This window comes from Paraburkholderia atlantica, assembly GCF_009362785.1.
GTDB lineage: Bacteria > Pseudomonadota > Gammaproteobacteria > Burkholderiales > Burkholderiaceae > Paraburkholderia > Paraburkholderia atlantica.
This window is the reverse complement of the sequence record NZ_WHNQ01000033.1, coordinates 12826-36371: the sequence shown is the minus strand read 5'-3', so window position 1 is coordinate 36371 and position 23546 is coordinate 12826. Positions and strand designations below refer to the sequence as shown.

The window sequence follows — 23546 nt, the reverse complement described above, 5'->3', positions numbered from 1 at the left end:
GCGGGTTGAGCTACTTAGGCTGCGGGAGCTGCTGCCTGCTCGGCTTCTTCCTTCGAGCGAAGGCCGTCATAGATCTCGTTGTAACGTAGCACCGGCTGATCCATCGCCAGCATGATCATCTTGCGGCCCGGTACCTTCTTGATCATTGCCTGCTGCGCTTCGATGATTGCCTTGTCTTCGGCGAATGCCGCGTCGGCGATTCCGAACGCGTGTTCCTTCAGATCGGCGTGCTCATGATCCGGACCGAAGTTGTAGAAGAACATCGACTGCGTATCGTTGATCGGCGTGATCATCTGGCACGTGCAGCGACGGAAGATCGGTTCCTCGTTCGGCTTACCGTCGACGAAACGATCTTGAACGCCCGGTGCGAAGGAGTTGATCTTCAGAATGAAGACGCCCGGCACCAGGAAGGTGCTGACCACGTTATCGTCGGAAGGCAGATCGAAATACGGGTTCGTCGGACGGCCCATGTGCCAACGATCGGCGACGACGCCACGTTCGAGAACCGTCGTGCCGCGCTTGGTCTCGCCATCCTTCTGAACCTTCAGCGAGACCTTGTTGTTCGCACCGAACGTCGATTCGTGAATGAACGGTGCGTGCGACAGATCGAGCAGGTTGTCGGCCACGAGTTCTGCATTGCCGTTCATCACGAACTTCGAGCAGACCATCGAGTACGTGTCGCTATCCGGACCTTCGATCGGCGGAATCAGTGCGACGTCGGCCTTTGCCGGGTCGCCCATCCAGACCCACGCGGCACCGTGCTTTTCTTCGATCGGATAGCTGCGCACGCAGACCTTCGACGAAATGCGCTCCTGGCCCGGGATTTCGGTGCAGCGACCATCGGCAGCGAACTTCAGACCGTGATACATGCAGCGCAGTTCGTCGCCTTCCTTGCGACCAACCGTCAGCGGCGCCAAACGATGCGGGCACAGGTCTTCCAGCGCGACGAGCGTGCCGTCGTCCTTGCGATAGAGCGCCAGCGGTTCGTCCATCACGGTGAACGGGACGATGTCAGTCGCCGAGAACTCGCTCGACCAGCCAACCATGTACCAACAGTTCCGAAGGAATTTCATTTGATGTCTCCTCAGAGAGAATCGAGAACGGACAAATCGAGCGGATTGCCTGACACGTGCGGTACAGCCGACCCCGTTGTCCCGGATCGGGTCTACCCCGCCCGTTCACCGAAAGTATTTAATTGGGTATTCTTTATCTTATCTTGTAGCACCGCTCGACAAGACTCGGGGATACCCTTAAAGGCGAAAAGCGGCGTCCCGCTTTTTCTTATTGGAACGCCGCATTTACGTATGCGGATATCAGCTGAAGTACACGCGTTCAGCAGTCGTGTGCAGGACCTTCCGCTGATCTGCTTCAGAGAGGGACGACACTGAGTCCTTGGCCAACTGGATCATGTCTTTGTACTCGCCCTTCGACTGCGCGATGTCCGAACCCCACATCACGCGGTCGGCGCCGAACGACCGGACGACACGCTCGACGACTGGCGCTGCCGGCAGCTCGAGCGCCTTCAGTTTGCCGAGGTTGATCATCGAATACAGCAGGTAGACGTTCGGCGAATCAACGAACTTGAGCAGCGCTTCATCCACGCCGTAGTCCGGCGCACCCGATTCGCCGACGATGTTCGAGAAGTGGTCGAGAATGACCGGCGTGTTCGGGAATTGCTTGACGACGTCTTGAAGCGCTTCAAGCGCGGCGACGCGATTCCAGCGATAGAAGTGCAGACGCACCGACCCGCCGAGCTCCGACACGGCCGACCATGCACGCAGCGCTTGCTTCGACGCGAACCAGCTCGAGTCCGCGCCCTTGTTCGGCTCCGTCAAACGAATGCCGACCGAGCCACGCTGGCCGACCCAGTAGCGCACGGTTTCTTCCACGTTGTCGGCCAGTGCATCGATCATGCACAGCGAACGCAGACGATCGGGATATTGCTCTGCGGAGTCCACGACATAGTCGTTGTGGAAGCCGTAGAGGTGAGCGCGCTGGACCGCGAGCGCCTTCTCGACACCATAAGCGTCGAGCAGGTCGATCAGGCGTTCGGCCGTCACCGGGTTGTCGAATGCGTTGGCTTCGAGCGTGCCGCTCAACGGCGACGGCGGATACTTCTCCACGTCCGTGGAAATCAGGTGGGCGTGACTGTCGATCATGACGTTCCCTTCTCTGTAAAATTCGATATCAACAAACGGTAGGCCGTTACTTCACTTCCACGGATCAACACAGACGTGGATAGCGCCTTCGACGCCACGCCCGGCCGTCGCGAGGATCGCTTCGTGCGTCTGTGCAAGTCCGAACGTGTGCGAGCACACCTCGTCGATCGGATAGCGGCCGGAACCGATATAGCGCAGCGCCAGTTCGACAGCCGCGTAGCTACGGCCACGCGGTGCCCGCACCGTCAGATAGCGCTTCTTGATCTCGCCGATGGGGACGTGCTGTTCCAGGCCGTTCAGGCTCAGGTAGGCGCCCTTCGCTGCCAGCGCGATCGCCTGCTTGACGATTTCGCCTTTGGGATCGCCCGTCGTATCGACAACGACGTCCACGCCACGGCCCTTCGTGATGCGCATTACTTCGGCTTCGAGGTCTTGCGTCTCCACATTGATCGCGTAGTCGGCGCCCAGGCGCAGCGACAGATCGAGACGAGTCTGATCACGTGTCATACCCGCGAGAACGACCGTGTACGAGCCCGCGGCCTTTGCTGCCAGCACGCAGCCCAAACCCTGCTGGCCAGGACCGAAGACGAGCACGACCTTGCCGGGGCCTGCGCCACCGTCCAGACACGCCCACTGCACGCCGTTGCCGAACGGCACGGCCAGCGTCGCGTGGGTCGCCCGCATGTCTTGCGGAATCTTATGCATCACCGTGTTGAGCGGCATGTGCATGTACTGCGCGTAACCACCCCACAAATGCGGCGCCTTGTTGGCGGTGGACATACCGAATCGATCGGTGTTCAGACGATCCTTCACGTTAAAGAAATCGACTTCCATGCACAGGCGGAAATCGCCCTTCATGCACCACTCGCAATTCCAGCACGGCAGGTATTCGTGCAGAGCAACGCGGTCGCCGGGCTTGACGCCCCACCGTTTGGCCGCGATCTCGCCAACTTCTTCAATCGTGCCGACGTTCTCGTGACCCATGATCACGGGAACGTGACCCGCCTTGCGATACAACTCGGGATCGCTGCCACCGACGCCGCTGGCTTCGATGCGCAGAATGCCGGTCTCAGGGCGCACTTGCGGATAGTCGAATTCACGCAATTCGGTGGTCTCGACATCCGTCTTGACTGCGGCCAATACCTTCTTCGTCATGTCTGTCTCCTGCTAGTTTTTCAATCTCAGGCTTTCGAAAATACGCGCAGGGCGTTGCCGCCAAAGATCGCGTCGAGATCGTGATTCGTCAGTCCGGCGAGCGCCTGACGCGTGAGTTTCAACGCCAGACCATATCCCTCGCGCGAACTCACGACAGGGAAGTCAGATCCCCACATCAAACGATCAGCGCCAAACGCGTCAACTGCTTCTTGTAGGAGCGTAGGATGGGCATCACCAAACGGCCGGCCCTGGTGCCATGTTTTCGAATCGCGAGGCAATAGTTCGCCAAGACCCGGCACTTTCATCATCACATTGGGAAACGCCGCAAGTTTGAACACCTGGCGGCGCAGGGCCAGCGCTTCATCCGTTACAGCCGGCGCGCTGGTGCCGCCAAGATGCTCGAGGACAATCGTCGTACCCGGCAATTTGGCGATCAATTCGATAAAGCCCGGTGCGTTGAACGTTTCAGCAGATCCAACGCAGCTCACTGGCAATCCCGAAGCCTGAACACCGCGCCAGGCCTCGGGAAGGCGACCGTCGTCAAGACATGCCGATGGTCTCAATCGAATACCGCCGGCACCAGTGCGTGCCAGCGATTCGATCGTCTTCGCAACGTCCGGGGCCTCGACATCGACCCAAGCCACGCTCGACAGACGGCCCGGAAATCGTGTAACGCATTCCTGCTGATACCGGTTATCCGTCTGTCCAATCATCTGGGTGAGCACGGCATGACCAACACCGTATTCATTCATCTGATCGAGCAGCATCTCGACGGGCTCATACCAATGAGGCGATACGTGAGCGTGGCTATCAACGATCATGCGAGCCTCAGGCCTTCAGAGCGACGTCCGGATTGAGGGGCACTTCTTCCTTCCACGTGCGGTCGTTCGGGAAGATCACTGTCGAAGCGTGAATCTGATTCCACGGAATCGTGTTCGTCAGCACGCTCGGCAGTTCACCGCTTTGTGCATACGCGCGTGCCGAACGAATCATCTGGCGACGCCATGCGACGACCGCGACGTCCGATGTGCCGAGGTGTTCCTTCGTGCGGTCGAGGATGCGTCCCTGCGTTTCGCTGACTGCGTGGTCTTGCGTCAGGATGCCCTTGATGCCGGACATCGACGACGTCTTCATCGCTTCGCGGTCCTGCTTGTACCAGTTGTCGATGTTGAGTTCCTTGCGGAAGTTTTCATCGACCCAGTGACCGCCTTCCTGAATGCGATATTCGATATCGACCGGCTGCGTTTCGTCGAAGAACCACTGGATGTGCCACGTCGATTCGTCGTCGCGCGGAACGAACGCGTTGGCCATGCGGCGGTTCTTACGAACGCCGAAGCCATCGGGCGGGATCAGCGTGAAGAACGGCAGAATCACTTCCGTGACGCGGGCGTGCAGCTTGCCTTCTTCACGGAAATTGCGCACGCCGGCATAGCGCAGACCGTACAGCGTGTATTCGACTTCGATCTTCGGACGCAGATCACGCTCGTGCTCGTACTTCGCCGGCGCCGACCACGGCTGCTCGCGGTGAAGGACACCCGCGTGTGCCGAGTCGATCGTGCCTTCGACGGCTTGAGCGTAGTTACAGTCTTCGAGAACCTTGAACGCTGCCACCTTTTCTGCCGGGTACGACAGGAAATCGAAGTCGGGGAATTGCGGAACCTTTGCCGGGTCGCCCATGTACGTCCAGATCACGCCAGCGACTTCACGCACCGGATAGGCGACCGCCTTGATACGCGAGCACAGCTTCGAATCTTCCGGCTCGGTCGGGGTGTCCATGCATTGGCCATCGACGGCGAACTTCCAGCCGTGGTACAGACAACGCAGACCGCCTTCCGAGTTGTCGCCCAGCGCGAGCGACGCACGACGGTGCGGGCACTGTTCTTCGAGCAGGCCGACCTTGCCGTCGCTGTCGCGGAACGCCACGAGATCTTCGCCCAGCAGACGCACACGCTTGGGCGCACCACCCGGCTCCTGAATTTCCGATGAGAGCAGCGCCGGAATCCAGAATTGACGGATCATGTCGCCGTTCGGGGTGCCTTTTCCTACTTGAGTCAGAACGTCGTTGTCTTCGCGGGAAAGCATGTTTGCTCCTAATCTCTTATATGTGAATTTGCGTGGGAGACCGAAGTCCCCCGTCGGCCTTAAACGAGTGCGACGGCTCTCAGCAGTCGTTCGCGAGCGTCTACGGTGTTACTTTCGTTGCCGATCAAGTCGTGCGCCTCGATGATCAGATTGCGCAGTGCCACGAGGTTCTGCCCTTCGGCCGAGTTCGCGGCATTCCGTGCAGCTACGGCGATATCGTTGTCGAGCAGCCGCCAGACTTCGTCCAGTTCGGACTCGCGATAAATCATCTGTTCGAACGTGCGCGAGTTCTCCACCCGTTCGATAATCTGACGCAGCGTTTCCGGCGAGTAATCCTCGATTGAATGAAGATCATCCACGTTCATTGCTAACTCCTATTTCTTGGGACCAGGGCCGAAGTTCGAAGGCGGCAGATCGAGTGCCTGACGTCCATAACTCGTCAGTGCGCTGTCCCACGTGAATGCGAAGTGCTGCGCGGCCGAATTGACGTCGCGCCAGATGCGCTGGAGGTCCGACGCGTTATAGATGCTGGTGCCGCCCGCGGCTTCGAACAGACTGTTGGCCGCACGACGAGCCGTTTGCGCCGAATATGCCCAATCGCGGGAGATGCGGGACCACTCGAGCGGCGTCAACGACTTTGCGCTTTCTGCTGTGTCGATGCGACGTGTGTCTTCGAGAATCAACGCATAGGCAGCGTCGAGATCCGCCGTCGCATGTGCGAGACGTTCGATCGTTGCCGACTGCTCTGCCATCTGGTCGGCCGGCATTGCCTTCAAACGTGGCGCCAGACCTTCGGTGAACGATTTGATTGCCGCCCGTGCCATGCCCAGGGGCGCACCGATCAGCGAGAACGGCGTGACGTTGTGGAACGGCATGCGGTAGATCGGAGCGCGCAGGGCATCGGCGCCTTCGACGTTGCCCGTCATCATTTCCTTCACGGACACCGAGCGGTGAGCCGGGATGAACGCTTCGGCGACCTTGATCGTGCGGCTACCGGTGCCACGCAAGCCTGCGGTATGCCAGTCATCGACGATCTGGATGTCCGAGCGCGGGATCACGAAGAAACGCGGTTCGGGCGGACCGTCTTCGCGCTGCACGGCATTACCGACGATGACCCACTCCACGTGATCGATACCGGAGCAGAAACGGCCTTCACCATTCACGAGCTTGTAGCCACCTTCGACTTCGGTAATCGTGCCGCCGAGGCGGAACACCGTGGCCGTCAGAGCGTGGCCTTTGCCCAGCACATCTTGCTGTGCTTTCAACGGGAACAGGTTCAGCATCCAGCTGTGGCCGGCGAGCACGCCGAACACCCAACCGGTCGAACCGCAAGCCGACGCGATTTCCGCCGTGACTTCGACGAGCGTCGTGAAGCCCAACTCGGAACCACCAAACGACTTCGGCGTGATGATGTTGAAAAGACCCGACTCACGTAGTGCGTCGATGGTTTCTTTTGGGACCACGCGATCGCTTTCGGTCTGTTTGACGCGTGAACGAATCACGTCATGCAAACTGCGGGCGATAGCGAGGGCGTCCTCGTGACTGGCAATACGACTCAAGGCGTTCTCCTGTTAGGACTTGCTGCGCCGCGCTCAATGACCCGGCGCGCAGAATAGTTTTTGTTTGGGTGCTGTGGCCGGGTCAGTGTTCGTTGCGGCCGTAACGACCTTCGACGTTCATGCGTTCCTTCGCATCGAGGAACCAGCGATAGTGGCCACCCTTCGAGATCGGCGGCACGTCTTCCGAGATGGCGTACCAGCTTTCGCCGTCGTTCTCCGTCGCGTAAATCTCGCCCGTCGCGGTACCGGCGATAAGCATGATCTTGTCGTCCCAGTGATAGAGGCCCATGCCCTCGATGTTGCCGATGATTTCCGTGGGCAAACCATTACGCATATGGTCCCAGGTGACGCCACCATCGGTGCTCTTGAGAACCGTGGCATTCGCCGACTTCCGTGCACCCCAGTCACGCGGCGCGTTGCCCGGGCCACCGAGATACAGCACGTTTTCGTTGCGGGGATCGATGAACATCGCGTCGGGATAACCGATCAGGTCTTGGCGCGTCATCAGGTGAACCCACGTCTCGCCTGCGTCTGCGCTGTAGTGCAGGCCTTCGCCGCCGCACATGAACATCTGCCTGGGATTGGACGGACGAATCAGCACGCGGTGGTTGTCGTGGTAGAACTTGTCGTTTTCCGATTCGTAGCTACGCGGCTCGGTCCATGTCTTGCCGTCATCGACCGTCTTGAGCAGCGCGCCCTGTTCGATACAGATATAGAGCGTCTCCGGTTCGGCCGGATGGAACGCGATGTTCTTTACGTGCGCGATGTGCGGGGGCGGCGGGAACGTCCACTTGTCCTGGTCCGGCACCGTCATCATCTCGGGGATTTCGACCCAGGTGGCACCCAGATCGTCGCTGCGATAGAGCGCGGACGGCTCCGTGCCCAGGAACAGAACGGTACGGCCATCGCGCTCCTGCTGCGCCATCGTGTAGATATGCGTGCTGTTGAGCCCGTTGTTGGCAGGCTCCCACGTCAGCCCGAGGTCCTTGCTGACCGAGAGGCTGCCTTGGCCGTGTGCGCCCGCGAATAACAGACCCGCTTTCGGCACGTAGAGCAGCGCGCTCACGTGACGATCTTCCAGCGCCTTGCGCGTGAGCTTCCACGGCGCATTGGCGTCAGCACGCTCGAACACGAGCATGCCGCGAATAGTGGCGACCAACAGCGTCGTTGCCGCACCCTCACCGTGCGTGACGGTTCCACCGTTGGTGGTCAGAACTGCGATCATTTCTCCTCCCTAGGGGAATACCCCGTGTGATGTCGCCTGTTTTCCTCAGAAACGTAGTCGCCACAGCTTCCGCCAGACCTTGCGCCGAAGAAGCTTTGACTTTTTTCTGGTCAGGCCAAATAATATGCAAAAAAGAATTACGCGTCAAACGGCCCACGGAACTTTCGGTGCCCCGTGATTCTGACGTTAGAAGGTTTTAAACAAGGAAGCGTGATGTGTAATTCTTGCGCGCCGTTTGCGCGGTTCCCCGCGTTCTACGATTTTGGAGGTGACATGAGTGAACAACTGAATGAAGTGATGACCCTGCGTTTGACGGCGATCAACTACCTGGCCCGAAACACGCTGGCCTTCACATTCGAAGACCCTGAGGGCAACCTGCTGCCCGGGGCGGAACCGGGCGCTCACGTCGGAGTCATTTTGCCGAACGGCCTGACCCGTCAGTACTCGCTATTGGAATACAGCAACAGCCTGACACAGCGTTCGTACGTGGTCGGCGTCAAGCTCGATCCGCAATCGCGCGGCGGTTCGCGCTATATGCACGAAACGATGCGGGTTGGCGATCTCATCCAGATCGAAGCGCCCCGCAACAATTTCCCGCTCAACGAAGATGCCGGGCACACCGTCCTGGTGGCCGGCGGCATCGGGATTACCCCTATTCTGTGTATGGCGCGTCGTCTGAAAGAGCTCGGACAATCGCCGCGTATCTATTACTCGTGTCGTGAACGGGTTGACGTCGCATTCGCCGACGAATTGAAAACCTTCGAAGGCGCGCTCGTTCACGTCGATGCCGAGGCCGGCACCTTCCTCAACATCGCGGACGTCGTCAAGAACGAACCGTCTACCGCTCACTTCTACTGCTGCGGCCCCGGCCCGATGCTCGAAGCATTCGAAGCCGCGTGCGCATCGCTGCCCCAGCAACAAGTTCACGTCGAATACTTCTCCGCCAAGCAGGAAGCCGCGCTCGATGGGAACTTCGTTATCGAATTGCGCAAGAGCGGAAAAACCCTGACGGTCCCGCAAGGCAAGACGATTCTCAACGTCGTGCGCGACGCGGGAATCCCCATTTCCTATTCCTGTGAAGAAGGCGTGTGCGGCGCGTGTGAAGTCCGCGTGCTCGAAGGCCAGCCCGATCACCGCGATGCCATTCTGTCCGAGCCCGAAAAGGCTGCGAACAACACGATGATCATCTGCTGTTCTGGCTGTAAGGGCGACCGTCTCGTCCTCGATCTGTAAGTAGAACAACGGGCGACGAAGTCGCCCTCATCTCACGTTAAGTCAAGGAGACAAGTAAGTGATTATCGATTGCCACGGTCACGTCAGCGCGCCCGCCGAACTCTGGGTCTACAAGGCACACATCCTCTCGCATCGCGGCGAGCATGGTCGCAAGATGCCGGAAGTGACGGACGAAGAGATTCTGCACTACGCGAACAAGAAGGAAATGGCGCCGGTCGGCCACATCGACATGCTCGATCGCGTGGGCACGAACGTCCAGCTGCTGTCGCCGCGTCCGTTCCAGATGATGCACAGCCAGAAGCCGGGCAAACTCGTGCACTGGTTCACCGAAGAAACGAACAACATCATCTCGCGCACGGTCAAGCTGCTGCCGAAGCGCTTTATCGGTGTCGGCGGCCTGCCGCAAGTCGCGGGTGACCCGATCGAAACCGTGCTGCCGGAACTCGAACGCGGCGTGAAGGAACTCGGCTTCAAGGGCGTGCTGCTCAACCCTGATCCGTTCGAAAACAGCGGCAGCGAAGCTCCGGGGCTGGGTGAGCGCTACTGGTACCCGCTGTACGAGAAGCTGTGCGAACTGGACATCCCGGCGCACATCCACGCCACGGGTTCACACTCGGCTCGCTCGCCCTACACCGTTCACTTCATCAATGAAGAAACGATCGCGGTGTTCAACCTCGTCAATTCGAACGTGTTCAGGGACTTCCCGAAGCTGAAGATCATGATCTCGCACGGCGGCGGCTCGATCCCGTATCAGATCGGTCGCTTCCAGTCGGGTGCGGCTCGCGCTGGCCGCAACTTCCTCGAGGGTATGCGTAACCTCTATTACGACACCGTGCTCTACTCGGAAGAGTCGCTGCGCCTGCTGATCAAGACCGTGGGTGCCGATCGCTGCCTGTTCGGCGCCGAGTGCCCGGGCGTCGGCTCGGCTATCAATCCGGATACGGGTCGTACGTTCGACGACATCAAGCCGTACATCCAGGGCTTCGACTGGCTGTCGCAGGAAGAGAAGGACAAGATCTTCTTCGGCAATGCTCGCGACTTCTTCAAGCTCGACCTCGCGGATTACGAATAATCCCCGGCGCCCACAGGAACCGAAACCATGGCAAAAATCGTACTGGGAATGGGGACATCGCACGGTCCCATGCTCGTGACGCCGCCTGAAACCTGGGGCGCTCGTGTACCCGATGATCGACTGAGTAAGCATCACTTCGAGGGCCGTGAGTGGTCCTTCGATGAACTCGTCGATTATCGGCGTGCCGAGAACCTCGGGGAACAGATCACGCTCGACGTATGGAAAACCCGGCACGCCCAATGTCTCGCGGCTATCGAGGAGATGGCGCGGGTTCTCGCTGAGGCGAAGCCGGACGTCGTTGTGATCGTCGGCAACGATCAGATGGAAATCTTCGATACCGACTGCATCCCCGCCCTCAGCGTCATGTGTGGCCCGACGATCGTGAACAACATGATCAGCCACGAAAAGCTTCAGACGATGCCCCCGGGTGTGCGTCACGCGATGCCTGGCTATATGCCGGATACCGCGAGTTACTCCGCCGTACCCGAACTCGCGAAGCACATCATCAAGACCGCGATGAACGATCAGTTCGACGTCGCAGCCCTTCAGCGTCTGTCGGAAACCGAAACGCCGCATGCGTTCGGCTTTGTGTTCCGTCAGTTGATGAAGGATCAGGTGATCCCGACCGTGCCGGTGCTCGTCAACACGTTCTACCCGCCGAATCAACCGACCGTTGCCCGCTGCCACGCGTTCGGCCGCTCGATCGGTCGTGCTATCCAGTCGTGGGACACGGATGCACGCGTCGCCGTCATCGCCTCGGGTGGTCTGACGCACTTCGTGATCGACGAGCGCGTCGACCAATTGGTCCTCAGCGCGATGAAGAACCATGATTTTTCGCCGGTCTTCGAACTTGACGAAGCGATCTTCCAGGCAGGCACGTCGGAAATCAAGAACTGGATTCCGGTCGCTGGCGTGATGGACGAAATCGGCTTCGACATGACGGTGGTCGATTACGTGCCGTGCTATCGCAGTGAAGCCGGTACCGGCAACGCGATGGGTTTCGTCTACTGGAAGTCGCCGGACCAGCAATAAGGATTAGCAAAGATATGAAAAGCAAAGACGAATACGTCCACCGCCTTCGGCGACTGGACTGCTGTGCCGTCTCGGATGCGCTGGACAAACTCGGTTTGACCGGCGTCGTCAGCGGTGTGCAGCAGGCTTCGGGCACCAAGCGTATCGCGGGTCGCGTGATCACGATGAAACTCGGTGTCGGTGATCCGCCGCCGGGCCCGCCGCGGCACCTCGGCACCACCGCTATCGAACTCGGCGGCGCCGACGACGTGATCGTTGTCGAGCAGCGCACTGGCATCGAAGCCGGTTCGTGGGGCGGCATCCTGTCGTTGGGCGCCAAGGTTCGCGGCATCGCTGGCGTGATCGCCGACGGTCCGGTCCGTGATATCGACGAATCCCGCGAGATGGATCTGCCGATGTTCGCAAACGCGTTCACCGCGCGCACTGCCCGAGGTCGCATCGTCGAGAAGGGCGTCAACGTTCCAGTCGAAGTCTTCGGTACCGCCGTCGAAGCCGGTGATTATGTGATCGCCGACAGCAGCGCCGTGATCTTCATCAGCGCTGCCAACGTTGCGCGCGTGGTCGAGACCGCCGAGTCGATCGTGGCTCGTGAAGCCCTGATGGCGAAGGCTGTACTGGCAGGCACCCCCATCCACGAAGTGATGGGCGGCAATTACGAATTCATGCTTAAGGATTAGTCATGTCCGAAATAGAACAAGACAAGAACGTCGCCCGTGCAGCGAAACTCGAAACGGCGACGCTGAGCGACGCTCTCGATCGTCTGGGCCTCAACGGTCAATGCAGCCGTATCAAGCCCCGTGATCCGTCCTTCCGGATGGCCGGCCGTGCATTCACGATCCTCTACGGCCCGGCGGCTTCTCCCGCAGGCACGGTCGGCGACTTCATCGACGACGTGCCGCCCGGCAGCGTGATTGTTCTCGACAACGGCGGTCGCACCGATGCAACCGTTTGGGGCGACATCCTGACCGAAATCGCACACCGTCGTGGTATCGCAGGCACGGTGATCGACGGCATCAACCGCGACGTCCATCTCTGCCTGTCGCTCGGTTATCCGGTGTTCTCCAGGGACAACTGGATGCGCACGGGCAAGGATCGCGTGCAAGTCGAAGCCACGAACGTGCCGGTCAACATCGGCGACGTACGTGTTGCTCCGGGTGACCTGCTACGCGGTGATGCCGATGGCGTCATTTCGATTCCTAAAGAACACGAAGAACGCGTGCTCGCCGCTGCGGAAGAAATCGACGCAGCAGAAAGAGCCATTCGTGCAGCAGTCGCGTCCGGCATGCGCCTCGACGAAGCGCGCAAACAGTTCAAGTACCACCAATTGCAAACGCGCGCCACTGGGAGCAAAGCATGACCGGCCCGCGCTTCAACCCGGCAGAGACGACCCGCCTCGAGATTCAGCGTCCGGACACCGCACTGATCAAGGCGGCTGGCAAACTACCCTCTGCCACGCTGCATGAAGCGGCCGGAAAGATTGGTGCGCTGCCGGCAGCGATCCAGCCTGTGGCATCCGGTTTCAAGGTATGCGGCCCTGCTGTGACCGTCCATTCACCGGGTGGTGACAACCTGTGGCTGCATCGGGCGATCTACGCCGCACAGCCGGGCGACGTGCTGGTCGTCTCTGTAAGCGAAGCGTACGAGCATGGGTACTGGGGCGAGATCATGTCGACGGCCTCGAAGGTTCGCGGGCTCGCAGGTCTCGTCATTAACGGGTGTGTTCGTGATCAGCGACTGCTGTCCGAGATCGGGTTCCCGGTTTTCGCACGCGGGCTTTGTATCCGCGGCACCGGAAAGGATTTTGGCGCCCGTGGCTGGATCAACGCACCGATCCGACTCGACGACGTGACTGTTAATGCAGGTGACCTGATCGTTGGCGACGAAGATGGTGTCGTCTGCATTCCGCGCGAGCAAGTCGCAACTGCTATCGCAGCGTCGGAAGCACGTGAGGCAGCAGAAGCACAGCAGTTGAAACGGCTCGAGGCAGGTGAAAGCACGCTCAGTATCTTCGGCTGGGATCAGTAACTGGCTGAGACGTTCGAGTCTCTCTCACGGGGCGGCCGTCTTTGGGACGCCACCCGTGTTTCTATTGGTGTCACCAAATTTTTATAGCCTGGGGGCGCAATTGAGCATCGAAGAATCCGAATTTAGGCGCGCCATGCGCAGTCTCACCGGGCACGTTTGTTTGATCACCACCGGCTCCGACGCCAATGGTCCACTTGCTGGCATGACGGCAACCGCCGTGACCTCCGTGAGTGCCGCGCCCCCTATCCTGCTCGTCTGTATCAATCGCGCGAATTCCTCGTTGGCACACGTGCAGGCGACCGGTCATTTCGTCGTCAATGTCCTGGCGCGCAGCGAGCAGGAATTGGCACAACGGTTTTCTCGCCCTATCGCGCCTGAGGAGAAATTCCAGGCCGGCACGTGGAATCGCATCAAGACCGGCGCCCCGGCGCTGGCCACGGCCATGGTGAATTTCGATTGCAGCGTCGAACGTATCGTCGAAATCGGCACGCATGCCGTAATTTTTGGCCACGTGGAGGCAACCGCCATCAATACGGACACAAAGACTCCGCTATTGTATTCGCAGGGTTCCTACGGTGAATTTCAAACCAATAAGGCCGTCGATTTCCACGACATGCTTTGGATTTCGAACTGGGGGTCCGACTAATTAGCAAGTTGGCAGGAGTATTCGCGTGGGCGTCAAATGACAAACACGTTGCGCGATACCGACTGTTGATGTGAAAAAGGGGCACCGTGGGTGCCCCTTCTGTTGATCAGGTCTCTCTGGCCGCAAGCACCGCCATCAAGCCGCTCAAAACGATTGAGCGCCCCTTTTCGTAAGTTGCGAGCAGCAAGTCTTTGTCCTTACTCTGCAGCGCCTTCACCAATCGCGCCTCGATATTCGCACTGCGGTGTTCAGGGTTCGCTGAGATATCTGCGGCCAATGCGCGATAGCGATCGGTCAATCGCATCAATCGCAGCACTTCGCGCTTAAGCACCTTGTTCGGCGACAGATCGAAAATCATGTCGTGGAACGCGCGGTGTTGCTCGATCCAGCCTTCGCGATTACCCGCACCGAGCAAATGCTCCAGATCCGTGAGCATTGCCTTGAGTTGCTTCATCTGCGCGGGCGTGGGCCACTCGATGGTCATCAGCAATTCCGCTTCAAGCAGTTGCCGCATCCGATATAGTTGCCTTGCCTCGTCGCTCGACAGTTGGGCGACAAAGAACCCACGATTTGGATCGTGTTCAATGATGCCTTCAGCGGCCAGCAGTTTCAGCGCCTCGCGCACGGGCACTCGGCTAATCCCGAAGCGCTCGGCAAGATCGGACTGTCGTAGTTGGAAGCCGGGTGCAAGCACTCCCCGGTTGATCAGTTTGCGTGTCTCTGCCGCCACCTGAGCCGGGAAATCACTGCCGTCCAGTTCCAGAAGTTCGCCGGAAGTCACTCGGCCTGGGATCGCAATCGTATTCATTTTCGTATTATATCTCAGAATATTCCGACGCAAACGTCAACATCAACGTCAACGACACGCCGTGGCCCGGCCCTTGGGCCCCCGACGCTCGCCGCCCTGCGTATTGCCTCGGGCTCGCGAATTTCACCTTGGGTATTAGGTAGGTACTTAACTGTATTAGCCGGTACTCGACAGGTCAGACAATGTCTGCGGAGATGTCGCCCGTTCCCCCTCGGGAATGAAGCTTTCAAGTCAAACAACGAAATGAACCGACACCGTCTGCGAGTTAAGTGCTGCTGTCTACAACTTAACCGAGCATTCCAATACCGTTTAGCATTTTATGTTGGCTTTGCTTTCAAATGCAATTCATGAGAGACGCATCCGATAAGGAAAACTACGTTTGCGCCAAATCAGGTAGTTCACATCCGCCGTCTTGGCAACGCCATTGAATACGCAGGGTTTGAAGCGCACCTCTATAATTGGGAACAGGCTGCATAACAAAACGGCCGCGCTGCAAAAACAGCGCGGCCACATCACGAAAGCGCCACGACCGCTGGCACTCTAAACAAGCGGACGAGCCGTCCGCTTCCGCCATTCACCGGTTCATTTCCACAGCGTGCGGCCAAAGAACGTCAGCGTGCGATCCCACGCCTGTTGCGCCCAGACCGGATCGTATTGTGTCCTCGCGATGCGGCCCGACCCAACCGCCGTTTCGTTCGCAAACGCGTGACGCGCCAGATAACGATGAAACTCGATGTCGACCTTCGCGTCGGTGAGTTTCTTTTCGAGCGCGTCGACGGTGTCGGCAGCGAAGAACTCATCTTGCAGACCCCAGTGGCCCATCACCGGAACCTTGATCTTCGACGCGTCGATATAGTCGAGCGGCGGAAAGCCATACCAGACGACGCCGGCCGCCACTTCGGGCACGTTGCACAGCGCGAGGAACGTCAGCGCGCCGCCCATGCAATAGCCGGTCACACCGACCTTCGCAGCGTGCTGCTGCAAATACTGGACCGCGCCCCGCACGTCCTGCGTTGCGGCATCGCCGAAATCGAGGCCGCTCATCAGATGGTGCGCCTCGTCCTCTTCGACCGTCGACTTGCCGCGATACAGATCGGGCACGAGTGCAAAGTAGCCGGCTTTCGCGAGGCGATCGGCGACGCCGCGAATCTGGTCGTTCAAGCCCCACCATTCCTGGATCACGACGATTGCGGGCGCGCCCGCGGTTTTTTCCGGCTTCGCGAAATAGCCTTGTAGCTGCTTGCCGTCGGGACGGTTGAACGTGATCATCGAACCTGCATGTTGGGTCATCGGTCGCTCCTCGAGTAGACGAAACCGCTAGCATAGCGCCACTACCCCGTTTCCTGTTCTATCGGAACCGTGTCGGCGCGGTCGTGCTCCGGTTGAATCTGCGCATTATGTAAATCCAACCATACGACGTTAAACATCGGGAAAAACTCATTAACCCATTCGCCGAAGTGCGGTTCCACAAAGTCGATTGGCGACGCTATACTCACCGCCATGCTTTCTGGATCGGCATTCGAACGAAGAGCAATCAGCGGAACGCGCTCTCAATCTTCTCGCGCTGAAAGCTAACGTTAAAGTACGACGCAGATCGACCGCCCGAAATACAGCGCTGGGGTTGCTCTGCGAGTCAATGTCTCTCAGGTTCTGGCCATCATCCTCGGATGCCAGAATCTTTAGGCCGACACACTGTGTCGGCTTTTTTTTATTCGCGACGCTTTTGCAATTCCGACTCGCGCGACTCTCTCGTCAATTCGCAGCCGCATCAAAAGTGCATTCGACATATACCAATTAATCACGTATTGCGATGCGCGCTAGAAACGCTCGATCACACCGAATTGAACACCCGCCACAGGCGCACCCGGATAGGCGACCGGCAGCCCGGTCACGTTGACACCGCGCAGCGTGAAGCTCGAGTCGTCGTGGTTCGCGAGATACGCGGCGCTGAAGTACAGCAGCAGCGTGGGCGACATGCTGTATTCGAGTGCCGCGCTGAACTGGTCCGCGCTGCCGCCGGGCGTCGTGTAGTCGCGCACGTGCGCATAGCCGAGCGACGCACGCGCGTTGGTCGAAAAACTGTACTGCGCCGACAGCGAACCGCCCGCGCCGTGATAGACCGGCGCGCCGCCATCGCCATTGAAAAAGGACAGCCACACGCGCAGCTTGCCGAACGCGTAGTTCGCGCCGCCGAGATTCGCGCGCAGTGCGCCGGCACCGTGGGTCTGCTGGCGCGCGTACAACAGATGCAACTGGTCGAGCCGATACGACGCGGTCACGTAGTAGCCGTCGATACCGTTGCCGTCCTTCCCGGACGGGTCGCGCATCGCCATCATCAGCGTCGCGCTAAAGCCGGCGATGCGCGGCGACAGATACGCCACCGCGTTGTTCGCGTACGGCGTGATCTTCGACAGGTTGTTGAGCCCCGAAGCGATCGTGCCGGCGCCGAACGCGTCGAGATCGCCCTTGAACGGGATATAGATCGGCGAATACTGACGGCCGAAGCGCAGTTCACCCCAGCCGCCGCTCGCGGCGATCCATGCCTGGCGATTGAAGATCGAGCCGGGCACCTGCAGGCTGCCATCGGTCGAGCTGAAGCCGTTTTCGAGCGTGAAGACGATCGCGTTGCCGCCGCCGAGCGGCTCCGCGCCATGCAGCCCGACGCGCGAGCCGCGATATGCACCGGAATCCATGCGCGCGACCCAGCCCGAACCGGGGTCGGTGATTTCGACGCTCGTATCGATCACGCCATACAGCGAGACGAAGCCGGTGTGGATTCCGGAGGCGGCGCCGGCACCGGTATCGATGTCGGTGACGGCGGCCGCGCCCTGCGCATAGAACAGCAGCGCGCCACCTATCCAAGCCGCTGTTACGCCGACGCTGATCGTCGAGGCTTCGCGGACTGTGTTCAGCAGGCAAGCCATGACGTGACGCAGGATGAGTCCCCCAAAACGCATCGATCGGATATTCCGCGAGCGAACTTACCACGTTCGAGCGAGCCCATGCGGGCCGTCCAGTACGCCGGCGCACATCCGAACCATGGTGCATGCGCGCGGCGGCGTCGGCCGCTGCGCGGCCTTTCGCGCGAAAAATAGTTTTACCCAGGGAAAACCCGTATAATCCTCAAGACGTCAGACAACTTGTGTACAATCGCCGGGTCCCTGACCGCGATACGCCGTGCAGCGTCCAACCCGAACCGCCTTCTGCCCGATCCGTGAATTCCACCGCCCCTGCCGCCAGTTCGACCGCCGCCCCCGCCCCCGCGCTGCCGTTTCGCCATGCGCTTTATGCGATGCTCGGCATCGGCCTCGTCAATATGCTTGTCGCGCTCGACCAGACCGTCGTCAGCACCGCGCTGCCGTCGATCGTCGCCGAGTTGCACGGCTTCGAATTTTTCGCATGGATCGCGAGCGCGTACCTGCTAGCGTCGGTCGTCACGGTGCCGGTGTTCGGGCGGCTCGGCGACTACTTCGGCCGCAAGCGCTTCGTGATTGCCGCGGTGATCACGTTCACGGTCGCATCGGTGTTGTGCGGCCTCGCCAACAGCATGCTGTTTCTCGCGATCGCGCGCGGACTGCAAGGCGTCGGCGGCGGCATGATGGTCGGCACCGCGTTCGCGTCGATCCCCGATCTGTTCCCCGATCCGCGCACCCGCGTGCGCTGGCAGGTCGTGCTGGCCGCGACCTACGGCATCGGCACGGCGACGGGCCCGTCGCTCGGCGGCTGGATGAGCGAGCACCTCGGCTGGCGCTCGACGTTTCTCATCAACCTGCCGGTCGGCGCGGCTGCGCTCTATTTCGTCTGGATGCATCTGCCGAACTTCCGGCGTCCGCACGAAGGCGAAGTAAAGATCGACTGGCTCGGCGCGGCACTCGTCGCGGGGGTGCTCGGCGGCTTGCAGGCGTTCATCGAAGCAGTGCCGAAGAGTGGCCTCACGGTGGGTAACCTCGTGCTCGGCGCGTGCGTGATCATCGGCGCTGTCGCGCTCTTCAAGTGCGAAAAACGCGCCACGCATCCGATCATTCCGCTCGATCTGTTCAAGGACGCGCAACTCGTCACGCTATTCACGCTCGGCATGCTGTCCGGCTTCGTGATGTTCTCGCTGATCTTCTTCGCGCCTTTGCTGCTGCAAGGCGGCTTCGGTCTGTCGCCGCAGCAGGCCGGCTTGCTCGCGACGCCGATCGCCGCGTGCATCGCGCTCGGCAGTCTGCTGAACACGCGCATCGTGATTCACATGAAGAAGCCCACGCGCATTCTGACGATCGGTTTCGGCCTGCTGATGTTCGCGTCGATCGCGCTCGCATTCGCGAATCCCGACACACCGCATTTGCGCATCGTGCTGCCGATGGGCGCGGTCGGCATCGGCCTCGGCTTCATCCTGAACAATCTGAACGTGTTCGGCCAGGAAATCGCCGGACGGGAGCGCTTCGGCATCACGACCGCGCTGCTTCAATCGACCCGCATGGTCGGCGGCATGCTCGGCACCAGCATCGTCGCGACCGTCGTGCAGCATCACTATCGCGACGTCGTCACGCGCACGATGAGCGTGCTCGGCGAGCCGGCCTCATCGCAATGGCGGCCGCGTTTCGTCGATCTGCGCATCCTGATCGACGATGCATCGCGCACCCAGTTAATTGCGGATATGAAGTCGTCGGGACTCGATACGCTCGCGCTGATCGATAGTGCACGCGATGCCCTCGTGCAGTCGATTCATATGGGCGTGTGGCTGACGGCGGTGGCATCGCTCGCGGCCGCACTGCTGGTGCAGCGGATCTCGCACGTGGTATTTCGCAAGAGCTGAGTGCGAGAAAAAGAGCGGCAAATAAAAAAGCTCCCCGATCCGAATGAATGACCGGGGAGCGAATGGGTTGGACGAGGAAGTCCAATGCCGTCACATCAGGCTCTCAATCGCATCCCAAGGATGACGAACGTGATTCGGCCGCTTATTGAATGGTGGCTTTCGCTCTGAGATTCTTCACCATCCTGTCGACGAGTTCCGCTTGGGCCTGCTGGTACAGCATCGGCTTCATGTCTTCGAACGACGGAACCTGCAAAGGACGAGTGTCATCGACTTCGATCACATGAAAACCGTATCCGGTCTTGACCGGCGTCCGCGTGTATTCGCCCTTGTGCAAATGCGAAACCGCGTCCGCAAACGGTTTGACCACCTTACTGGAAGTTATCCAGCCCAGATCTCCGCCGTTGTATCGAGTGTCGGCATCGATCGATTCCTTTGCGAGGTCGCCGAATGACGCACCCTTGTTCAGCTTCGCAATGATGTCTTTCGCCTCGCCCTCATCCTTGACGAGGATATGGCGGACTTTATATTGCGTGCTTCCGCCTTTCGCTTTCATGTCGTTGTACATCGCCTTCAATTGATCGTCGCTGACAGGATTCTTTTTCAGGAAGTCCTGCATATACGCTCTGACGATCTCGATCTCCCACGTCGCCTGCGCCTGCGCGAGAATCTTTTGCCGCGCCGCTTCTGCGCGTGCCGCGACTTCAGGGTTGCGGTCGAAGCCAGTTTTCTGCGCCTGCTGGAACAGAACTTCGCGCCGGATCAGTTCGTCGCGGACATGGTCCGTCAATTGGGGGGAATCGGAAAATCCTTGCGCATGCGCCTGTCCGACGTACAAATCGGCGTCGGCCTGAGAAACCGGTTTGCCGTTGACCGTGACGAAGGGCTTCTCTGTCGCACTCGTCGCCAGCGAGAGCGTTGCACCGAGCACAAGTGCCAGCATCCGTCGTGATAGTACTTTCATGTAGCGGATCACTTTCGTTGGTGTGTGTAACTCCGGGTCTGATCAGGGATCGAACCTGATCAGACTCTGGCGCTTTACTCGACTTTATTTAGTAATAGTTCCCGCGAGTGTCAGGCTGCGCGACGAGTTCCCGATATACACGGAGTAGGAACCGGTCGGCGTCGTCCACTGCTGCGCATCTTTACTCCAGGTGCTGAGCGGATGATTCGGCGCGGCGGGATCGATCGTGATCGACACCGTCTGCGTTGCGCCTGCATTCAGACTGACCTTCTGGAATCCCACCAGACGCCTGGGCGGCTCTCCCGCCGAGGTCGGCAGCGCAACGTACACCTGCGGAACTTCCGCGCCCGCGACGGAACCCGTGTTCTTCACCACCGCGCTAACCGTGTAAGTGCCGTTTGCTCCGGTACTGACGGTCGGATTGGTAATCGTGAAGGTCGTGTACGAAAGACCATGACCGAACGGGAATGCCGGAGTTTTGCCCATCGCGTCATACCAGCGGTAGCCGACATTCAGCGCTTCGGAGTAGGTGACCGTCGCGCTTCCGTTGATCGACACGCCCGGGTATTGGTAAGGCGTAATCGAATCCATGAAGCCCTGGCCGATCTGCGGGAACGTCACAGGCAGCTTGCCGGACGGATTCGCGACACCCCACAGCAGATCCGCCACGATATGCCCGTCTTCCTGGCCGGGGAACCACGTTTCGAGAATCGCGCTCGCGGCAGAGGTCCCGCCGGTGAGGATCGACGGATCGAGCGCTTCGGCGGCACTGTCCTTCAGAACGAGCACGGTGTTGCTGTTTGCCGCGACGATGGTCTGCAGCAACGCGAGCGTGTTGCTGTTCTTTGCGGTGCTCGAGGTAGTGATCGAGCTCGCCTTCGGCGAATACCAGTCGAGCGTATTCAGGTACTTGCCGGTGTCGAGCGTCAGGCCCGTCGAGTCGGTAAAGGTCGCCTGGTCGGCACCTTCCTCCGACATGGAGCCGGCCATGAAGATCACGGCGTCGGCGCCGGTCGCTGCTGTCGTGACGTCGGAGATGGTGGCGGCCGCGCCGTCGATCGTGCCGGTCGAATTGTTGTCGTCGACGAGCGCGAGATGAACCTGAGCACCGGTATTGCCGAGGTTCGCAAGCGTGTCCTTGATGCCCTGCACCGGCGTCACGGTGTACAAGGCGACGACGTCGGAGCTGCCGCCGCCCGAACCCATCGGGTGGCCGACCGAGCTGCCGCCAGCAACAGCTTGCTGCGCATAGACCTGGGTCGTCTTGCCGACCACGAGGACATTTCGAACCGTCTTTTTCAGCGGCAAAGTCCCGTTGTTCTGCAGCAGCACGGCCGACTGTTCGCCGATCTGTTTCGCGACCGTGCCGTCAGCCGTTGCGTTGATGGCGGTCTGCGCAATGGGCCGATCGAAGATGCCCGCGCGGAACATCTGCGTGTATCGGCGCAGCAGCGCATTGTCGATATCCGAGGTCTGAATCTGTCCCGCGGCCAAAGCCGCATTCAGGTTCGCCGGCGACCAGTTCTGCGGCAGCGGCATTTCGTTATCCATGCCTGCGAGAAGGGTCGGCGCGGTACTGTGCGCGGCAAAGAAGTCCGACTGCACGTAGCCCTTGAAGCCCCATTGTCCGCGAAGCACATCGGACAGGATGTGCTTCTGCTCGCACATCGAAAAACCGTTCACCGAGTTATACGAACACATGACGGCGCCGACGTTGCCTGCCTTCACCGCCATTTCGAACGGCAGCATATAGAGTTCGTGCAACGTCTGATCGTCGATGCTCTCCTGAATCGTCATGCGATTCGTTTCCTGCTCATTCGCCACCAGGTGCTTCGCCATCGCGATCATGCCGTGGGCTTGCACCGCCTGAATTTCAGCGACACCCATCGTGCCGGTGAGATAGGGGTCCTCGCCCATGTACTCGAAGTTGCGTCCGCCCACGGGCAATCTTGCCAGGTTCATACCCGGCGCTTCGAATACGTGCAGAGCCAGATTGCCTCCTTCGATGCCCACCACGTTGCCAAACTGGGTTGCAACGGAAGGATCGAACGACGCCGCCATCGCGATGGCTGAAGGCAGAGCGGTCGCCTTGGCGGAGCTGGAATCCGTATAGGCGGCAAAGCCTGATACGGACGGAGAAACGCAGTCGTTCTGGCCGATACCCACAGGCCCGTTGGTGATCCGCAATGTCGGAATCGCGTACTTCGTCAGGCCGAGAATGTGCCGCGCCCCGTAGCACTGCGGCAATTCAGGCAGGATGCCGGGATTAGAACCGGCCAATTGCTCTTCCTTGTCGGCAAGCGCCATCGCGGGGACTAGCAGTGCCGCGCGTGCTTCGGGAGAAAGTGACGTATTCATCCATGGCATGGTGGATGTCTGCGTCGGGGCTGGGGTCGAAGCCGCCGTTGTGTTCGGACTATCGCTGCCACCGCATGCCGCCAGAATGAATACGAAACTTGCGGCAGCGGCCGTTCTCCTCTGAGTGAATTTCACAGACATGTCTTTCCTCAATTGTTATATGCACAAATGCGAGACGCGCATCGGTCGTTCTGGTTTTCCGCTTGCTGCTACTCCGAGGCCCGAATCAAGAAGACATGCAGACCTGGCTGGAAACTTCTCGCCCCCGACGCTCACCTCAGGGCCAAAAAGGCGTTGGCCATCGACACGGGCACGATCTGCTTTCCAGTGAAGCCATCGTAATGATTTAAGCGTCATCAGACGACTAGGGTTTACGTCATATCCATAAAAACAAAGACTTAATAACAATGCACGGACGTCTGATGAGTAG

General features: G+C 59.7%; 21 protein-coding genes. 8 read left to right on the top strand and 13 right to left on the bottom strand.

All coding sequences use genetic code 11. The annotated features are described in order from the left end of the window. Positions 1-14: 14 nt before the first annotated feature. From GCT19_RS32210 to GCT19_RS32175, 8 genes are all read right to left on the bottom strand, one after another. Positions 15-1073 (bottom strand): aromatic ring-hydroxylating dioxygenase subunit alpha, encoded by a 1059-nt coding sequence (locus tag GCT19_RS32210; RefSeq protein ID WP_227749381.1) that lies wholly within the window; start codon positions 1071-1073, stop codon positions 15-17. A gap of 240 nt (positions 1074-1313) precedes the next feature. Beyond that, entirely contained in the window at positions 1314-2159 is an 846-nt protein-coding gene (locus GCT19_RS32205) for an amidohydrolase family protein (RefSeq protein ID WP_152854172.1), read from the bottom strand. 51 nt (positions 2160-2210) lie between these two features. Beyond that, a complete protein-coding gene (locus GCT19_RS32200; RefSeq protein ID WP_152854171.1) occupies positions 2211-3314 on the bottom strand; it encodes a zinc-dependent alcohol dehydrogenase in 1104 nt (367 codons plus the stop codon). 26 nt (positions 3315-3340) lie between these two features. After that, positions 3341-4081 (bottom strand): amidohydrolase family protein, encoded by a 741-nt coding sequence (locus GCT19_RS32195; protein WP_227749380.1) that lies wholly within the window; start codon positions 4079-4081, stop codon positions 3341-3343. A 61-nt stretch (positions 4082-4142) separates the two neighbouring features. Continuing rightward, positions 4143-5396 carry a Rieske 2Fe-2S domain-containing protein gene (locus GCT19_RS32190; protein WP_013092455.1) on the bottom strand — a complete coding sequence of 418 codons (1254 nt, stop codon included), beginning with the start codon at positions 5394-5396 and terminating at the stop codon, positions 4143-4145. A 59-nt stretch (positions 5397-5455) separates the two neighbouring features. Beyond that, positions 5456-5761 carry a hypothetical protein gene (locus GCT19_RS32185; RefSeq protein ID WP_013092456.1) on the bottom strand — a complete coding sequence of 102 codons (306 nt, stop codon included), beginning with the start codon at positions 5759-5761 and terminating at the stop codon, positions 5456-5458. Between the two features lie 9 nt (positions 5762-5770). Continuing rightward, on the bottom strand, positions 5771-6955 hold the full coding sequence (locus GCT19_RS32180; RefSeq protein ID WP_026228571.1) for an acyl-CoA dehydrogenase family protein: 1185 nt from the start codon (positions 6953-6955) through the stop codon (positions 5771-5773). A gap of 82 nt (positions 6956-7037) precedes the next feature. After that, the gene (locus GCT19_RS32175) at positions 7038-8180 is read right to left on the bottom strand and encodes a WD40/YVTN/BNR-like repeat-containing protein (protein ID WP_152854169.1); all 1143 of its coding nucleotides are present in this window, start codon (positions 8178-8180) and stop codon (positions 7038-7040) included. 273 nt (positions 8181-8453) lie between these two features. Here GCT19_RS32175 and GCT19_RS32170 point away from each other — a divergent pair, with 273 nt between their 5' ends. The 7 genes from GCT19_RS32170 (at position 8454) to GCT19_RS32140 (ending at position 14188) form a co-directional block, all read left to right on the top strand. Then, positions 8454-9413, top strand: a complete 960-nt coding sequence (locus GCT19_RS32170; protein ID WP_013092459.1) for a PDR/VanB family oxidoreductase — start codon at positions 8454-8456, stop codon at positions 9411-9413. Between the two features lie 58 nt (positions 9414-9471). Further along, the gene (locus GCT19_RS32165) at positions 9472-10485 is read left to right on the top strand and encodes an amidohydrolase family protein (RefSeq protein WP_321576902.1); all 1014 of its coding nucleotides are present in this window, start codon (positions 9472-9474) and stop codon (positions 10483-10485) included. A gap of 27 nt (positions 10486-10512) precedes the next feature. After that, positions 10513-11517, top strand: coding sequence for a DODA-type extradiol aromatic ring-opening family dioxygenase (locus tag GCT19_RS32160; protein ID WP_152854168.1), 1005 nt, complete (start codon positions 10513-10515; stop codon positions 11515-11517). A 14-nt stretch (positions 11518-11531) separates the two neighbouring features. Then, positions 11532-12194, top strand: a complete 663-nt coding sequence (locus GCT19_RS32155) for an RraA family protein (RefSeq protein ID WP_152854167.1) — start codon at positions 11532-11534, stop codon at positions 12192-12194. 2 nt (positions 12195-12196) lie between these two features. Further along, a complete protein-coding gene (locus tag GCT19_RS32150; protein WP_013092463.1) occupies positions 12197-12874 on the top strand; it encodes an RraA family protein in 678 nt (225 codons plus the stop codon). Continuing rightward, complete coding sequence (locus GCT19_RS32145; RefSeq protein WP_152854166.1) at positions 12871-13542, top strand: 4-carboxy-4-hydroxy-2-oxoadipate aldolase/oxaloacetate decarboxylase; 672 nt, start codon at positions 12871-12873, stop codon at positions 13540-13542. Before GCT19_RS32150 ends, GCT19_RS32145 begins: the two co-directional genes overlap by 4 nt. Positions 13543-13642: 100 nt before the next feature. Then, positions 13643-14188, top strand: a complete 546-nt coding sequence (locus GCT19_RS32140) for a flavin reductase family protein (RefSeq protein ID WP_227749379.1) — start codon at positions 13643-13645, stop codon at positions 14186-14188. 106 nt (positions 14189-14294) lie between these two features. Here the strand turns inward: GCT19_RS32140 and GCT19_RS32135 are convergent, their stop codons facing one another. The 3 genes from GCT19_RS32135 to GCT19_RS32125 all read right to left on the bottom strand — a co-directional run bounded on the left by GCT19_RS32135 (position 14295) and on the right by GCT19_RS32125 (position 17953). Next, a complete protein-coding gene (locus GCT19_RS32135; protein ID WP_026228573.1) occupies positions 14295-14996 on the bottom strand; it encodes a GntR family transcriptional regulator in 702 nt (233 codons plus the stop codon). A gap of 582 nt (positions 14997-15578) precedes the next feature. After that, a complete protein-coding gene (locus GCT19_RS32130; RefSeq protein WP_152854165.1) occupies positions 15579-16286 on the bottom strand; it encodes a dienelactone hydrolase family protein in 708 nt (235 codons plus the stop codon). Between the two features lie 527 nt (positions 16287-16813). Further along, a complete protein-coding gene (locus GCT19_RS32125) occupies positions 16814-17953 on the bottom strand; it encodes a porin (protein ID WP_227749378.1) in 1140 nt (379 codons plus the stop codon). Between the two features lie 335 nt (positions 17954-18288). Between GCT19_RS32125 and GCT19_RS32120 the strand changes: the two genes are divergently transcribed. Beyond that, positions 18289-19797 carry an MFS transporter gene (locus tag GCT19_RS32120; protein ID WP_018434889.1) on the top strand — a complete coding sequence of 503 codons (1509 nt, stop codon included), beginning with the start codon at positions 18289-18291 and terminating at the stop codon, positions 19795-19797. Positions 19798-19939: 142 nt separating this feature from the next. Here the strand turns inward: GCT19_RS32120 and GCT19_RS32115 are convergent, their stop codons facing one another. Both GCT19_RS32115 and GCT19_RS32110 read right to left on the bottom strand, forming a co-directional pair. Next, on the bottom strand, positions 19940-20770 hold the full coding sequence (locus tag GCT19_RS32115) for a peptidylprolyl isomerase (protein ID WP_321576901.1): 831 nt from the start codon (positions 20768-20770) through the stop codon (positions 19940-19942). A gap of 72 nt (positions 20771-20842) precedes the next feature. Then, positions 20843-23116, bottom strand: coding sequence for a beta-glucosidase family protein (locus GCT19_RS32110; protein WP_227749377.1), 2274 nt, complete (start codon positions 23114-23116; stop codon positions 20843-20845). Positions 23117-23546: the final 430 nt, after the last annotated feature.

Bases quoted from the DNA above. Each gene is read 5' to 3' on its own strand.
- GCT19_RS32170 (WP_013092459.1), top strand. From the start codon at position 8,454: ATGAGTGAACAACTGAATGAAGTGATGACCCTGCGTTTGACGGCGATC.
- GCT19_RS32135 (WP_026228573.1), bottom strand. From the start codon at position 14,996: ATGAATACGATTGCGATCCCAGGCCGAGTGACTTCCGGCGAACTTCTG.
- GCT19_RS32110 (WP_227749377.1), bottom strand. From the start codon at position 23,116: ATGAATACGTCACTTTCTCCCGAAGCACGCGCGGCACTGCTAGTCCCC.
- GCT19_RS32160 (WP_152854168.1), top strand. From the start codon at position 10,513: ATGGCAAAAATCGTACTGGGAATGGGGACATCGCACGGTCCCATGCTC.
- GCT19_RS32145 (WP_152854166.1), top strand. From the start codon at position 12,871: ATGACCGGCCCGCGCTTCAACCCGGCAGAGACGACCCGCCTCGAGATT.
- GCT19_RS32130 (WP_152854165.1), bottom strand. From the start codon at position 16,286: ATGACCCAACATGCAGGTTCGATGATCACGTTCAACCGTCCCGACGGC.
- GCT19_RS32125 (WP_227749378.1), bottom strand. From the start codon at position 17,953: ATGCGTTTTGGGGGACTCATCCTGCGTCACGTCATGGCTTGCCTGCTG.
- GCT19_RS32120 (WP_018434889.1), top strand. From the start codon at position 18,289: ATGCTCGGCATCGGCCTCGTCAATATGCTTGTCGCGCTCGACCAGACC.
- GCT19_RS32195 (WP_227749380.1), bottom strand. From the start codon at position 4,081: ATGCTGCTCGATCAGATGAATGAATACGGTGTTGGTCATGCCGTGCTC.
- GCT19_RS32155 (WP_152854167.1), top strand. From the start codon at position 11,532: ATGAAAAGCAAAGACGAATACGTCCACCGCCTTCGGCGACTGGACTGC.
- GCT19_RS32205 (WP_152854172.1), bottom strand. From the start codon at position 2,159: ATGATCGACAGTCACGCCCACCTGATTTCCACGGACGTGGAGAAGTAT.
- GCT19_RS32175 (WP_152854169.1), bottom strand. From the start codon at position 8,180: ATGATCGCAGTTCTGACCACCAACGGTGGAACCGTCACGCACGGTGAG.
- GCT19_RS32190 (WP_013092455.1), bottom strand. From the start codon at position 5,396: ATGCTTTCCCGCGAAGACAACGACGTTCTGACTCAAGTAGGAAAAGGC.
- GCT19_RS32185 (WP_013092456.1), bottom strand. From the start codon at position 5,761: ATGAACGTGGATGATCTTCATTCAATCGAGGATTACTCGCCGGAAACG.
- GCT19_RS32150 (WP_013092463.1), top strand. From the start codon at position 12,197: ATGTCCGAAATAGAACAAGACAAGAACGTCGCCCGTGCAGCGAAACTC.
- GCT19_RS32210 (WP_227749381.1), bottom strand. From the start codon at position 1,073: ATGAAATTCCTTCGGAACTGTTGGTACATGGTTGGCTGGTCGAGCGAG.
- GCT19_RS32200 (WP_152854171.1), bottom strand. From the start codon at position 3,314: ATGACGAAGAAGGTATTGGCCGCAGTCAAGACGGATGTCGAGACCACC.